Below are 12,252 nucleotides of genomic sequence, written 5' to 3' on the forward strand. Positions count from 1 at the left end.
GGGGGGCGGTGGGCGGGATCGGATCTACCAACCCAGCAGCTCGCGCTGCAGCGCGAGCATCTCGCCGTCGTCGGTCTCGTGGTCCATCCCGACGAGATGCAGCGTGCCGTGGATGACCGCCTCGCGCAGGTCCTCGGTGTGCTCGGGGCAGATCACGACGTCGCCGAGCTCGCGCGGGCCGTACGGCTCGCCGTCGTCGGAGTCGATGGGGAACGACAGGACGTCGGTGGGCGAGTCCTTGGCGCGGTGCTCGCGGTTCAGGTCGCGGATGCGATCCGCGTCGACGAACTCCACCGCCACGTGACCGTCCTCGACGTCGGCGGATGCCAGCGCGATGGCCACGAGACGCTCGACCTCCGCCCCGGCGATCGCCGCGGTGCCGACGACCTCAACCTCGAGCACGCCGCAGCTGCCCGGTCTGGCCGGCGGTGTGGGAGTCGTAGGCCTCGACGATCCGCTGCACGAGCTTGTGGCGCACGACGTCCTCGCCGCCGAAGCGTACGAACTCCACGCCCTCCAGGCCGTCGAGGATCTCCGAGACGACGATCAGGCCCGACTGGTGCTCGCGCGGCAGGTCGACCTGCGTGATGTCGCCGGTCACCACCATCTTCGAGCCGAACCCGAGGCGGGTCAGGAACATCTTCATCTGCTCGGGCGTGGTGTTCTGGGCCTCGTCGAGGATGATGAAGCTGTCGTTGAGCGTCCTTCCGCGCATGAAGGCCAGCGGCGCGACCTCGATCTGGCCGCGCTCCAGCGCCTGCGTGACCTTCTCGGCGTCCAGCATGTCCTGCAGCGCGTCGAACAGCGGACGCAGGTACGGGTCGATCTTCGCCATCAGGTCGCCGGGCAGGAAGCCGAGGCGCTCGCCGGCCTCCACGGCCGGCCGGGTGAGGATCACGCGGTTGACCTCGCGGCGCTGCAGGGCGGCGGCGGCCATCGCGACGGCCAGCCACGTCTTGCCGGTGCCCGCGGGGCCGATGCCGAAGGTGATCGTGTTGCGGCGGATCGAGTCGACGTAGCGCTTCTGGTTGACCGACTTCGGCGCGACCTTCGTGGAGCGGTGGCGCCAGACGACGTCCTCGAGGATGCGCGCGGGCGACTCGTGCGCATCCAGCGCGCCGGCGACCGCGCTGATCGTGCCGGGCGCGATCTCGTGGCCCTGCTCGACGAGCTCGGCCATCTCGCGCACGACCTGCTCGGCGGCGCGCACGGCCTCCGGCTCGCCGTCGAGCGTGACCATGTTGCCGCGCAGGAACAGGTCGCAGTCGAGGTGGCCCTCCAGGGCCTTGAGCACCGTGTCCTCGCTACCGGCCATCTCGGCGGCGACGCGGTTGGGCAGCTCGATCTGGGTTCTCATGGCGTGGCGATGGTGGGACGCGGGACGGTCAAGCCGACAGTGCCTCCTTGACGTGCTGGGATACGCGACGGCCGTCGGCGCGGCCGGCGACCTTGCCCATGACGACGGGCATGACCCGGCCCATGTCCTTCGGCGAGCCGGCGCCGGTCTCGGCCACAGCATCGGCGACCATCGTGCGCAGCTCGTCGTCGGACAGCTCGGCGGGCAGGTACTGCTCGATCATCCCGGCCTCCGCCTCCTCGGCCTCGGCCAGCTCGGGACGGCCCCCGTCGCGGAAGGCCCGCGCCGCCTCCTGGCGGCGCTTGCGCTCGCGGCGCAGCACCGCCACCTCGTCGCCGTCGCCCTCCTTCGCCGCCTTCTGCAGCTCGGAGAGCACCAGGCTCAGCGTGCCGACGCGCCCGCGCTCGCCGGCCTTGCGCGCCGTGGCGAGATCGTCCTTCACGCGTTCGAGTGCCGTCATCTCCGTCCCCACATGGTAGGGGGGCGGCAGGCGGCTCAGTCGCCGGCCGCCTCCTCCCCCGTGCCGCCGCTGCTCTGGCCCTGCAATGCGGGCGGGTGGCCGAGCATGCCGAGCTCCGAGGCGTCGCGGCCGAAGAACAGCCCGATCGACCAGTCGATGACCAGGCGGGTCCGGCGCTTCATGCCCGGCATGAGCAGGAGGTGGTACGTCCGCGCGAGGAACCAGGCGATCGGCCCGCGCCAGCGGATGCCGAGCGTCTGCGCCACGGCCTGGTTGCGTCCCATGTCGACGAACACGCCGAGCGTCTTGTAGGTGAACCTGCGCCGGCGGTGGCCCGCGCCGGTGGCCGCGGCGACGTTGCGCGCCGCCGTGCGGCCCTGGCGCATCGCGTGCTGGGCGGTCGGCGGGGTCGGCCTCTGGTACTTCTGCGCCGCGTCCGGCACGGCCGCGGCGTCGCCGATCGCCCACACGTTCTCGCGGCCCTCGACCTGCAGGTAGGAGTCGACCCGGATCCGCCCACCCCCGTCCAGCGGCAGGCCGAGCTCGGCGACCGCCGGGTGCGGCTTGACGCCCGCCGTCCACGCGACGGTGCGCGTCGGGATCGTCTCGCCGGTCGAGAGGCGCACGCTGTCCTCGCGCACCTCCTCGAGCTGCGTGCCGGTGCGGATCTCGATCCCGCGCCCGCGCAGCTCGCGCGTGGCGAACTCGGCCAGCGACCGCGGGATCTCCTGCATGATCCGGTCGCGCGCCTCCACGAGGACGAACCGCGTCCCCGACGTCCGGCAGCGCGGGTAGAGCTCGATCGCGTCGGCGGCGAAGTCCTGCAGCTCGGCGAGGCCCTCCACGCCCGCGTAGCCGGCGCCGACGAACACGAACGTCAGGTACGCCTCGCGCTCCCGGCCGTCCTCCATCGCCTCGGCGATCTCGAAGGACCGCAGCAGCCGGTTGCGCAGGGCGATCGCCTCGGGCAGCGTCTTGAAGCCGATCGCGTGCTCGGCGAGGCCGGGGATCGGGAACGTCCGCGAGATCGAGCCGAGCGCGACGATGAGGTGGTCGTATGCGAGCTCCTCGAGGTCGCCCTCCGGGCCGCGGACGGAGAGCCGGCCGTGGTCCGGCGCCGCGCCGACGACGGTGCCGAGGCGCAGGTCGGCGTGCTTGAGCTCCTCACGCAGCGGCACGACGACGTGGCGCGGCTCGAGCGTCCCGGCCGCCGCGCCCGGCAGCAGCGGGGTGTAGAGCATGAAGTTCACGTCGTTGACGAGCGTGATGCGCGCGCTCTGCGGCGGCAGGATCCGCTCCAGGGTGCGCGCGGCGTAGAGGCCACCGAAGCCTCCCCCGGCGATGACGATCTTCCAGGCCATTGCGGAAGGCTATTCCCCGTCGGCGGGGTCGCGACGCAGGTGGAAGACCATGAGCACGACCGCGACGGCCGACAGCGGCGAGAACGCCAGCTCCACCGCCAGCTTGACAAGCACGTCGCCGATGTACTCCGGCGTGACGGTCTGCAGCAGCTCCTCCACGGCGGCGGCGACGCCGACGAGCAGCACGAGGACGAGCAGCACCCGCCAGAAGTTGCCGCGCACGAGCGCGAAGCTGCGCTTCACCGACGGCCAGGCGCGCAGGTGCTCGACCTTGACGACCGCCGGGGCCAGCGTCACGTACGTCGCGAACGCGATGCCCGGGATGACGAGGAGCAGCAGCCCCACCGCCGTCACGACCGGGATGGCGACCTCGAGCGCGAGGATCGTCGGCCACGGCAGCGTCCGCGCCACGGCGAAGATGCCGAGCCGCGGGCCGCCCTGACGCCAGGCGATGACGGCGGCGGCGACGAGCCCGTTGAACAGCACGTCGCCGAGCATGTGCTCGACCGTGGTCAGCAGTGCGAGCCCGCCCTTGGCGACGTCGCTGCCGGACCGGATCTCCTCGACCAGGCCGTCGACGAGCGCGAGCGGCAGGAAGACGAGCGCGGCGGCGAGCATGAGCCACCGCCAGTGGCGCCGGTAGATGCGGAGCATCTCCGCGAACAGCGCGCGGACGTGCAGGCGCGGCTTGCGGGCGACGGTCGTCATGCGCGACCGGATGGTGTCACGCAGCGGCGCGGCGCAGCAGCACGGCGGCCCAGCCGTCGCGGCTGCGGCGGGCGTGCTCGCGCAGCCCGTGGCGGGCGAACGCCTCCGCCACCTCGCCGGCCTCGGCCTCCAGGAGCCCACTGGCGATCAGCGTCTCCGGCGGCGCGGTCATCCGCTCGGCCAGCTCGAGGAGCAGCGGGCGCAGGAGGTTCGCGGCCGCGGTGGGCGCCTGGGGGATCGGGTCGCGGCGCAGGTCCCAGGGGTGCGCGCCGACCTCGACGCCGTTGGCCGCGGCGTTGTCGATCGTCGCCTGCACGCTCTCGGCCTCGTGGTCGTAGCCGTCGACGGGCGCCCAGCCGAGCTTGGCCGCCGCGATGGCGAGGACGCCGGACCCGCAGCCGAGGTCGGCGAGCGGGCAGGCGCGCCGCGCCGCCGGCTCGGCGAGCAGCAGCTCGAGGCACAGCCGGGTCGTCGGGTGCATGCCGGTGCCGAACGCCTGGCCGGGGTCGATGACCACCTCGAGCCCCTCCTGCGCCTCATGCCACGGCGCCCGGAGCCGAAGGCCGGCGAGCTGCAACGGACGGTGGAACTCGCGCCAGCGCTGCGCCCAGTCGTCGCCGACCACGGTGCTCGACACCTCGACGAGCGCCTCGCCCGCCGCCGCCCGGACCTCGCCGAGGTCCGGCAGCTCGCCCTCCGCGCCGTAGATCGCGTACTCGACGACGTCGTCGCCCGCGTCGACCTCCTCGACGCCCTCGGGCGCGAGCACGAGCAGCTCGGCGAGCGCGAGCTCGGCGTCGGCGCGCGCGACCCGGACGGCGAGGCGGATCACGATGCGAACAGCGAGCGCCGCAGCTTCGAGAACACCGACTCGTCGTTGGCGAGGTTCTCGGGCCCCATCGAGTCGGCCAGCTCGGTCAGCAGCTCGCGCTGACGCTTGTTCAGCCGGCGCGGGATGACGACGTTGACGACGACCCGCAGGTCGCCGTGGCGCCCGCGACGCAGCGGCGGCATGCCCTTGCCGCGCAGGACGATCGTCGCGCCCGGCTGCGTGCCCGCGGGGATCTCGACCTCCTCGTCGCCGTCGAGCAGCGGCACGCGCACCGTGGTGCCGAGCGCCGCCAGCGGCGCGGGCAGGTCGAGGACCGTGACGAGGTCGTCGCCGTCGCGCACGAAGCGCTCATGCTCGCGCACCCGGACCTGGACGTAGAGATCGCCCGCCGGCCCGCCGCGCTCGCCCTCGTGGCCGCGGCCCCCCAGCCGGATGCGCTGGCCGTCGGCGATGCCCGCGGGCACGTCGACCGTCAGCGTGCGCCGCTGGACCTGGCGCCCGCGGCCCCGGCAGACCTTGCACGGCTCCTTGGCGACGCGGCCGTCGCCGCCGCAGACGTCGCACTCGACCGTCCGCATGACCTGGCCGAAGGGCGTGCGCGTGACGGCCTGCAGCCGCCCTGCGCCGCCGCAGCGCCCGCAGGTCTCGATCGGCGTGCCCGGCTCGGCGCCGTTGCCGTGGCAGTGCTCGCAGCGCGTGATCGCGTCGTAGGCGACCTCGGCCTTCGCTCCGCGTGACGCGGTCAGCAGGTCGAGCTCGACGGTGACGGCGACGTCGCCGCCCTGGATCGGCCCGCCGCGCCCGCCGGCCATCCCGCCGCCGAAGAACGCATCGAAGATGTCGCCGAGCGAGCCGAAGCCGGAGAAGTCCGGCGGCGCGTAGCCGCCGCTGCGCAGCCCCTCCCAGCCGTAGCGGTCGAAGGTCGCGCGGCGCTCGGCGTCGCTGAGGACCTCGTAGGCCTCGGCGGCCTCCTTGAAGTCCTCCTCGGCGGTCTCGGACGAGTTCACGTCCGGATGCAGCTCGCGCGCGAGCTTGCGGAAGGCCTTCTTGATGTGGGTGTCGTCGGCGCCGCGCGGGACGCCGAGCACCTCATAGGGGTCTCGGGGCATCAGTTGTCGTAGACGTCGGAGACGAAGCGGGAGAGATGGCGCGCCGCCTCGCGCACGCTCGAGATGGCCATGCCGTAGTCCATGCGTACGGGCCCGAGGACCGACACGGCGCCCAGGCGCCGCGCCGGCAGGCCGTAGCCAGAGGCGACGAGCGCGAGCGAGCGCAGCTCCGGCAGCTCGTTCTCGGCGCCGATGCGCACGAGCACGTCCGGGGTCGCCAGCGCGGAGGCCAGCGCGCCGAGCAGCGTGACGCGCTGCTCGAGCATCCCCATGAGCGAGTTGATCTGCGTGAGGTCCTGCACGCGGTGCTCGGAGAGCAGGCGCGCCGCCCCGTCCATGTAGAGCGTCGACTCGGCGGTCTCCGCGAGGTCGATGAACGCGGGCGACAACGCGGCGAGGAACCCGCGCTCGCGGACCCCGAGCGACGGCTCGGCGAGCCGGTGCGCGAGGGTGCGGGCACCGAGGCCGACGCCGGTCAGCTCCTCGTTGAGGTACTCGCCCGCCCAGCCTACGAGGCCGGAGTCGACCGGCTCGTCGAAGGTGAAGACGCGCTTGGTCACGCCGCCTGTCGAGGTGATGATCACGACCATCAACACCTGCGACTGCAGCAGCAGCACCTCGACGTGGCGGATCGTCGCGGTCTCGATCGGCGGCGCGCTGACGATCGCCAGCAGGTTCGTCACCTGGGAGAGCGCCTCGCTCGTCGCGCGCATCGCCTCGTCCACCTCGCGCCGGATGAGGCTGAGGTCGAGCGAGACCTTGCGCGCCGGCAGCAGGCGGTCGACGAAGTAGCGGTAGCCCGAGTCGGTCGGCACCCGGCCGGCCGATGTATGCGGATGCGCGAGCAGGCCGTGCTCCTCGAGCTGGGCGAGCTCGTTGCGGATCGTCGACGGGCCGAACTCGATGGCGGCATCCGCGGCGATGGCCTTCGAGCCGACCGGCTGGCCAGCCTCCAGATAGACCTCGACGACCTTGGCGAGGATGAGCTCCTGGCGCGGGCTGAGCACGATCCGAGTGTACGAGGACACCGTGACGCGGCCCCGAATCCCACGCGTATGGATCGGCTCGAACGGATCCGCTCGCACCGGCGGGCGGTCGTCGGCGGCTGCGCGATCGTCGCGATCGCCGTGGGCATCGCCGGGGTCACGGAGAGCCGGGCCGCTGCGCCGACCGCACCCGCGGCCCTCGCCGTCGTCCCCGGCCCGCCGCACGCCGTCACCACCGTCGACCTCGGCGTGTCCGGCACGACCCCCGGGCGGGCGTCGGCAAGCCTCACCACGGTCACGCGGCGCGACGGCGGCCTGCGCCGCACGTTCCGGCTGACCGGGTAGCGCCGGTCAGTCGGCGCGGGACAGGCCGAGCTTGCGGCGCCGCTCGCGCTCGAGGGAGCGCTGGATCTCCTCCAGCGCCTCCTCCCGCGAGTACCAGCCGTCGACGCGCACCTGCTTCTGCTCGAGGTCCTTGTAGACCGAGAAGAAGTGGGCGATCTCGTCCTGCAGCTGCTTGGAGAGGTCGTCGAGGCGCTCCAGCGAGTTCCAGCCCGGATCCTCGAGCGGCACGGCGAGCACCTTGTCGTCGATGCCCTGGTCGTCCTCCATGCGGAACAGGGCGATCGGCTTGACGAGGATCCGGCACCCCGGGAACGTCGGCTCGCTCACGCACACCATGACGTCGAGCGGGTCGCCGTCGCGGCCGAGGGTGTCGGGCACGAAGCCGTAGTCGGTCGGGTAGACCATCGAGCTGAACAGGAAGCGGTCGAGCTTGATCGCGTTGAGCTCGTGGTCCCACTCGTACTTGTTGCGGCTGCCCTTCGGGATCTCGATGACCGCGACGAAGGCGTCCTCGGGTACCTGCATGGCGGGCATCATGGCAGCACCGCTGCGCGGGGGCTGATGGGATCCGGCGGAGGCCGGTCGTCGGCGGGCTGGCGACCGCCGTCGCGGCGTGGTACCCATCATTCCCCGCACGACCACCGCGACATACCGGCGCGGCATCCTGCCGAACCACCCTGAACCGCTGAGAGGAGACCGGACATGGCGACGGATCTGGAGCAAGAGCTGGCCGAGCTGCTGGAGGTCGAGACGTTCCCTCCGTCGGACGAGTTCCGGTCCGCCGCCTCGATCTCCGACGACGCCGTCCGGGAGGAGGCCGAGCGCGATCCGGCGGCCTGGTGGCTCGAGCAGGCCCGGGCGCTGGACTGGTTCGCGCAGCCGTCGCAGTCGCTCGACGACACGGACCCGCCGTTCTACAAGTGGTTCGCCGACGGCACGCTCAACGCGTCGGTCAACTGCCTGGACCGCCACGTGGACGCGGGGCTGGGCGACCGCGTCGCGTTCCACTGGCGCGGCGAGGAGGGCGAGGAGCGCGACATCACCTACGCGCAGCTGCTGGCCGACGTGCAGCGGTTCGCCAACGCGCTGAAGTCGCGTGGGATCGGGCGCGGCGACGTCGTCGGGATCTTCCTGCCGATGATCCCGGAGGTCGTCGTGGCGATGCTCGCGTGCGCGCGGATCGGCGCGCCGCACAACGTCGTCTTCGGCGGGTTCTCGCCGGAGTCCGTCAAGGAGCGGATGGACTTCTCCGACGCGCGCGCTCTCGTCACGGTCGACGGCGCGCGACGCAAGGGCAGGACGGCGCCGATCAAGGCTGCCGTCGACGAGATCGGCGTCGACGTCGAGACGATCTTCGTCGTGCGCCACACCGGCATCGACTGCCCGATGGGCGAGCGCGACGTCTTCTACGACGAGGCGCTGGCGGCGGCCGACGCCGTCTGCGAGCCCGAGCAGCTGCCCGCCGAGCATCCGCTCTACATCCTGTACTCGTCGGGTTCGACCGCGAAGCCGAAGGGCATCCTGCACACGACCGGCGGCTACCTGACGCACGTCGCGTGGACGCACCGCTACGTCTTCGATCTCAAGGCGCCGTCGGACGTGTACTGGTGCTCGGCCGACGTCGGCTGGGTGACCGGGCACAGCTACATCGTCTACGGGCCGCTGGCCAACGGCTGCACGTCGGTGATGTACGAGGGCGCGCCGGACTACCCGGACAAGGACATCTGGTGGGAGCTGTGCGAGCGCTACGGCGTGACGATCTTCTACACGGCGCCGACCGCGATCCGGGCGTGCATGAAGTGGGGCGAGCAGTACCCGGGCCGCCATGACCTGTCGGCGCTGCGGCTGCTCGGCACGGTCGGCGAGCCGATCAACCCCAAGGCCTGGCTCTGGTACCACAAGGTCATCGGCGGCGAGCGCTGCCCGATCGTCGACACCTGGTGGCAGACGGAGACCGGCGCGATCATGATCACGACGCTGCCGGGCGTGCAGCAGACGAAGCCCGGCTCGGCGGGCACGCCGCTGCCGGCGATCGCCGCCCGGGTCGTGGACGACTCCGGCGAGGAGGTCCCGCGCGATACGCAGGGCCTGCTCACGCTGACGCGGCCGTGGCCGGGGATGCTGCGCACGCTCTACAAGGACGACGACCGCTTCGTCGCCACGTACTGGGAGAAGTTCGGCCCGCAGACGTACTTCGTGGGCGACGCGGCGCGCCGGGACGACGACGGCTACCTCTGGGTGATCGGCCGCGTCGACGACGTGCTCAACGTGTCCGGCCACCGGATGTCCACCGCGGAGATCGAGTCGGCGATCGTCTCGCACCCGAAGGTCGCCGAGGCCGCGGTGATCGGGCAGACCGACGAGGACACCGGCCAGTCCGTCGCCGCGTTCGTGACGCTCGAGGGCGAGCTCGAGGGGTCCGACGAGCTGGTGGCCGAGATCCGCGACCACGTCGCGGCGCGGATCGGCAAGCTCGCCCGGCCCAAGCGGATCATCTGGAGCGACGACCTGCCCAAGACGCGCTCGGGCAAGATCATGCGCCGCCTGCTGCGCGACATCGCCGAGGGCCGCGAGCTCGGGGACGTCACCACGCTGCGCGACCCCGACGTCATGGCCAAGCTCGAGGGCCGCGTGAAGGAGCTGCAGGCCGAGGAAGGCTGACGCGGTGCCGGACGCTGCTGCGTCCGGGCGAGGGCTGATGGCGGAGGTGCCGCGGCCGATCTCTATGGTCGCCCGATGGCACGGACGCTTGCTCTGCTTCCCCTCGTTCTCACCCTGCTGGTCGCCGCGCCCGCCGGCGCCACGATCGTCGAGCGCGCGCCGCTGTCGACGAGCGGCGCGACGATCGTCGACCACGGCGGCCGGACGTTCGTCATCCAGGGCGTCAACTGGTTCGGCTTCGAGACCGCCAACCACGCGCCACATGGCCTGTGGGCGCGCGACTACAAGGACATGCTCGCCCAGATCCGCCGGCTCGGCTTCAACGCGGTCCGCCTGCCGTTCTCGCTGCAGATGCTGCGAGCGGCGTCCACGAGCGGCATCGACTACGGCGGCGGTCGCAACGCCGCGCTGCAGGGCAAGAGCCCGCTGCAGGTCATGGACGAGATCATCGCGGAGGCCGGGCGCCAGGACCTGCTCGTCGTCCTCGACAACCACTCGACGGCCGACGACGGCTTCCAGAGCGACCTCTGGTACGGCAGCGGCTTCTCCGAGGACGACTGGGTGGCCGGGTGGCAACAGCTCGCGCGCCGGTACGCGTCGACGCCGAACGTGGTCGCCGCCGACCTCAAGAACGAGCCGCACGGCGCGGCGACGTGGGGCACCGGCACCGCGACGGACTGGCGCCGGGCGGCCGAGCGCGCCGGCGACGCGGTCAGCGCGATCGCCCCGCGCTGGCTGATCGTCGTGGAGGGCATCGAGGGCCGCACCGACGGCCAGCTGCTCGCGACGCACTGGTGGGGCGGCAACCTCGAGGGCGTGCGCCGCAACCCCGTGCGGCTGGCGCGGGCGAACCGGCTCGTCTACTCCCCCCACGAGTACGGGCCGGGCGTGTTCGACCAGCCGTGGTTCTCGGCGGCCGACGTGCCGGCGACGCTCGCCGACCGGTGGGCGAAGGGCTTCGACTACATCGCACAGGCCGGCACCGCCCCGATCCTGGTCGGCGAGTTCGGCGGGCGCCGGACCGGCACCGACACGGTCGAGGGCCGCTGGCAGCGCCAGTTCATGGACTTCCTCGGGCGGCGCGGGCACTCGTGGACGTACTGGGCGTGGAACCCGAACTCGGGCGACACGGGCGGCGTGCTGCGCGACGACTGGACGACGGTGGACACGGCGAAGGTCGCGCTGCTGCAGGCGCTGCAGCGGCGCGAGGCGATCCCCTACGGCGCCGCGACCGCGCCGCCGCCGCCTCCTCCGCCGCCGCCCGGGCCGACCTCCTTCAAGGCGGTCGCGAAGCTGCAGAGCGAGTGGAGCACCGGCTGGTGCGCCGGGCTCGCCGTGACGAACACCGGCACGACGGCCGACCGGCCGGCGCGGCTGCGCTTCCGGCTCGACGAGCGCGTCGCGATCGAGTCGAGCTGGAACGGCACGGTCACCCGCACCGGGCCGAAGGTCGTCGTGACGCTCCCGAGCTCGGCCGGCGCGATCGCCCCGGGTGCGTCGGCGGCGACGTTCGGGTTCTGCGCGAACAAGGTCGGCGGCAAGCGGAAGATGCCGCGCGAGCTGGTGGTGCTGAGGTAGCCGCGGTCACGAGTGGCCCGGGATCACTGCGCCGGAATGACGACCTCGGCCTCGGCGTTGCGGATGATCGCGCGGCCGTTCTGCTCGGCCACGCAGTCCACGTAGGCGACGCCGTCACGCTCGTCGCGCACGGTCGTGGTGATCGTCAACTCGGCCTCCGGCACGCCCATCCCGCGAAACTGCACCGCGAGCCGGCGCAGCGACGCGGGGCCACCGCCCGCTTCGGTCTGCGCCCGCGCGACCTGGGCCATCGTGTAGAGGCCGTGGAGGATCTTGCCCGGCAGGCCGACCGACCGGGCGAACTCGTCGTCGACGTGGATGGGGTTGAAGTCCCCCGACGCGCCCGCGTAGCGGACGGTCAGGTACCGGTCCGGCGTCACCTTCAGCTCCGGGATCTCCATCACGCCCCCCGCACGATGTTCGTCCAGCGGCCGGCGCTGACCTCGGCGCCGTCCTGGTTGACCGAGCGCGACTCGAAGACGAAGAAGCCGTTGCCCGCGCGCTCGCTGACGTCGGCGAGCGTCACGGTCGTGGCGATCTCGTCGCCCGCCACCACCAGCTCGCCCCACGTGAACTCCTGCCCGCCGTGGACGAGCCGGGCGAAGTCGATGCCGATCTCCGGATCGAACAGCCCCACCGCCATCGCCGGCATGCAGTACACGACCGCGAACATCGGCGGCGCGACGAGGTCGGCGTGCCCGGCCGCGCGGGCCGCCTCGAGGTCGAGGCACAGCGGGCTGGTCTCCCCGGTCGCGTGCGCGAACTCACGGATCTTCTCGCGGCCGACCGCATAGACCGCGGGCGGGAAGGTCTTGCCGACGATGTCGGTGTTGGCGGGCATGGCGGGGGATTCAA

At 72.5% G+C, this 12,252-nt stretch carries 14 protein-coding genes; 3 read left to right on the forward strand and 11 right to left on the reverse strand.

Annotation, left to right across the window (positions count from 1 at the left end):
* Positions 1–24 precede the first annotated feature (24 nt).
* Genes ybeY through hrcA form a run of 8 tightly spaced genes read right to left on the reverse strand, consistent with a single transcriptional unit; the run spans position 25 to position 6,834 of the window.
* A complete protein-coding gene (ybeY, locus tag DSM104329_RS19650) occupies positions 25–402 on the reverse strand; it encodes an rRNA maturation RNase YbeY (protein ID WP_259311548.1) in 378 nt (125 codons plus the stop codon).
* Complete coding sequence (locus DSM104329_RS19655; protein ID WP_259311549.1) at positions 389–1,357, reverse strand: PhoH family protein; 969 nt, start codon at positions 1,355–1,357, stop codon at positions 389–391. The genes ybeY and DSM104329_RS19655 overlap by 14 nt, the downstream gene beginning before the upstream one ends.
* 28 nt (positions 1,358–1,385) lie before the next feature.
* On the reverse strand, positions 1,386–1,817 hold the full coding sequence (locus DSM104329_RS19660; protein ID WP_259311550.1) for a GatB/YqeY domain-containing protein: 432 nt from the start codon (positions 1,815–1,817) through the stop codon (positions 1,386–1,388).
* A gap of 35 nt (positions 1,818–1,852) precedes the next feature.
* Entirely contained in the window at positions 1,853–3,178 is a 1,326-nt protein-coding gene (locus DSM104329_RS19665) for an NAD(P)/FAD-dependent oxidoreductase (RefSeq protein WP_259311551.1), read from the reverse strand.
* A gap of 9 nt (positions 3,179–3,187) precedes the next feature.
* Positions 3,188–3,886, reverse strand: coding sequence for a hypothetical protein (locus tag DSM104329_RS19670; protein ID WP_259311552.1), 699 nt, complete (start codon positions 3,884–3,886; stop codon positions 3,188–3,190).
* Positions 3,887–3,902: 16 nt separating this feature from the next.
* Positions 3,903–4,718 (reverse strand): 50S ribosomal protein L11 methyltransferase, encoded by an 816-nt coding sequence (locus DSM104329_RS19675; RefSeq protein ID WP_259311553.1) that lies wholly within the window; start codon positions 4,716–4,718, stop codon positions 3,903–3,905.
* Positions 4,715–5,827, reverse strand: coding sequence for a molecular chaperone DnaJ (gene dnaJ, locus DSM104329_RS19680; RefSeq protein ID WP_259311554.1), 1,113 nt, complete (start codon positions 5,825–5,827; stop codon positions 4,715–4,717). The genes DSM104329_RS19675 and dnaJ overlap by 4 nt, the downstream gene beginning before the upstream one ends.
* Entirely contained in the window at positions 5,827–6,834 is a 1,008-nt protein-coding gene (hrcA, locus tag DSM104329_RS19685) for a heat-inducible transcriptional repressor HrcA (RefSeq protein WP_259311555.1), read from the reverse strand. Before hrcA ends, dnaJ begins: the two co-directional genes overlap by 1 nt.
* A gap of 48 nt (positions 6,835–6,882) precedes the next feature.
* On the opposite strand from hrcA, the gene DSM104329_RS19690 reads away from it, so the two are divergent.
* The gene (locus DSM104329_RS19690; protein WP_259311556.1) at positions 6,883–7,158 is read left to right on the forward strand and encodes a hypothetical protein; all 276 of its coding nucleotides are present in this window, start codon (positions 6,883–6,885) and stop codon (positions 7,156–7,158) included.
* Between the two features lie 6 nt (positions 7,159–7,164).
* On the opposite strand, the gene DSM104329_RS19695 is transcribed toward DSM104329_RS19690, so the two are convergent.
* Positions 7,165–7,683, reverse strand: coding sequence for an inorganic diphosphatase (locus DSM104329_RS19695; protein WP_259311557.1), 519 nt, complete (start codon positions 7,681–7,683; stop codon positions 7,165–7,167).
* Between the two features lie 177 nt (positions 7,684–7,860).
* Here DSM104329_RS19695 and acs point away from each other — a divergent pair, with 177 nt between their 5' ends.
* Positions 7,861–9,819: an acetate--CoA ligase gene (acs, locus tag DSM104329_RS19700; RefSeq protein WP_259311558.1), complete on the forward strand. Its 1,959-nt coding sequence runs from the start codon at positions 7,861–7,863 to the stop codon at positions 9,817–9,819.
* Positions 9,820–9,894: 75 nt separating this feature from the next.
* Positions 9,895–11,397 carry a cellulase family glycosylhydrolase gene (locus DSM104329_RS19705; protein ID WP_259311559.1) on the forward strand — a complete coding sequence of 501 codons (1,503 nt, stop codon included), beginning with the start codon at positions 9,895–9,897 and terminating at the stop codon, positions 11,395–11,397.
* A gap of 23 nt (positions 11,398–11,420) precedes the next feature.
* On the opposite strand, the gene DSM104329_RS19710 is transcribed toward DSM104329_RS19705, so the two are convergent.
* A complete protein-coding gene (locus DSM104329_RS19710) occupies positions 11,421–11,798 on the reverse strand; it encodes a MaoC/PaaZ C-terminal domain-containing protein (protein ID WP_259311560.1) in 378 nt (125 codons plus the stop codon).
* Positions 11,798–12,238, reverse strand: a complete 441-nt coding sequence (locus tag DSM104329_RS19715) for a MaoC family dehydratase N-terminal domain-containing protein (protein ID WP_259311561.1) — start codon at positions 12,236–12,238, stop codon at positions 11,798–11,800. The genes DSM104329_RS19710 and DSM104329_RS19715 overlap by 1 nt, the downstream gene beginning before the upstream one ends.
* Positions 12,239–12,252 lie beyond the last annotated feature (14 nt).

The organism is Capillimicrobium parvum (assembly GCF_021172045.1).
Lineage (GTDB): Bacteria > Actinomycetota > Thermoleophilia > Solirubrobacterales > Solirubrobacteraceae > Capillimicrobium > Capillimicrobium parvum.

Excerpts from the sequence above, each read along its gene's own strand:
- DSM104329_RS19670 (WP_259311552.1), bottom strand. The coding sequence starts at position 3,886 with ATGACGACCGTCGCCCGCAAGCCGCGCCTGCACGTCCGCGCGCTGTTC.
- DSM104329_RS19710 (WP_259311560.1), bottom strand. The coding sequence starts at position 11,798 with ATGGAGATCCCGGAGCTGAAGGTGACGCCGGACCGGTACCTGACCGTC.
- DSM104329_RS19705 (WP_259311559.1), top strand. The coding sequence starts at position 9,895 with ATGGCACGGACGCTTGCTCTGCTTCCCCTCGTTCTCACCCTGCTGGTC.
- DSM104329_RS19665 (WP_259311551.1), bottom strand. The coding sequence starts at position 3,178 with ATGGCCTGGAAGATCGTCATCGCCGGGGGAGGCTTCGGTGGCCTCTAC.
- DSM104329_RS19655 (WP_259311549.1), bottom strand. The coding sequence starts at position 1,357 with ATGAGAACCCAGATCGAGCTGCCCAACCGCGTCGCCGCCGAGATGGCC.
- acs (WP_259311558.1), top strand. The coding sequence starts at position 7,861 with ATGGCGACGGATCTGGAGCAAGAGCTGGCCGAGCTGCTGGAGGTCGAG.
- DSM104329_RS19690 (WP_259311556.1), top strand. The coding sequence starts at position 6,883 with ATGGATCGGCTCGAACGGATCCGCTCGCACCGGCGGGCGGTCGTCGGC.
- dnaJ (WP_259311554.1), bottom strand. The coding sequence starts at position 5,827 with ATGCCCCGAGACCCCTATGAGGTGCTCGGCGTCCCGCGCGGCGCCGAC.
- DSM104329_RS19695 (WP_259311557.1), bottom strand. The coding sequence starts at position 7,683 with ATGCAGGTACCCGAGGACGCCTTCGTCGCGGTCATCGAGATCCCGAAG.
- DSM104329_RS19715 (WP_259311561.1), bottom strand. The coding sequence starts at position 12,238 with ATGCCCGCCAACACCGACATCGTCGGCAAGACCTTCCCGCCCGCGGTC.
- DSM104329_RS19660 (WP_259311550.1), bottom strand. The coding sequence starts at position 1,817 with ATGACGGCACTCGAACGCGTGAAGGACGATCTCGCCACGGCGCGCAAG.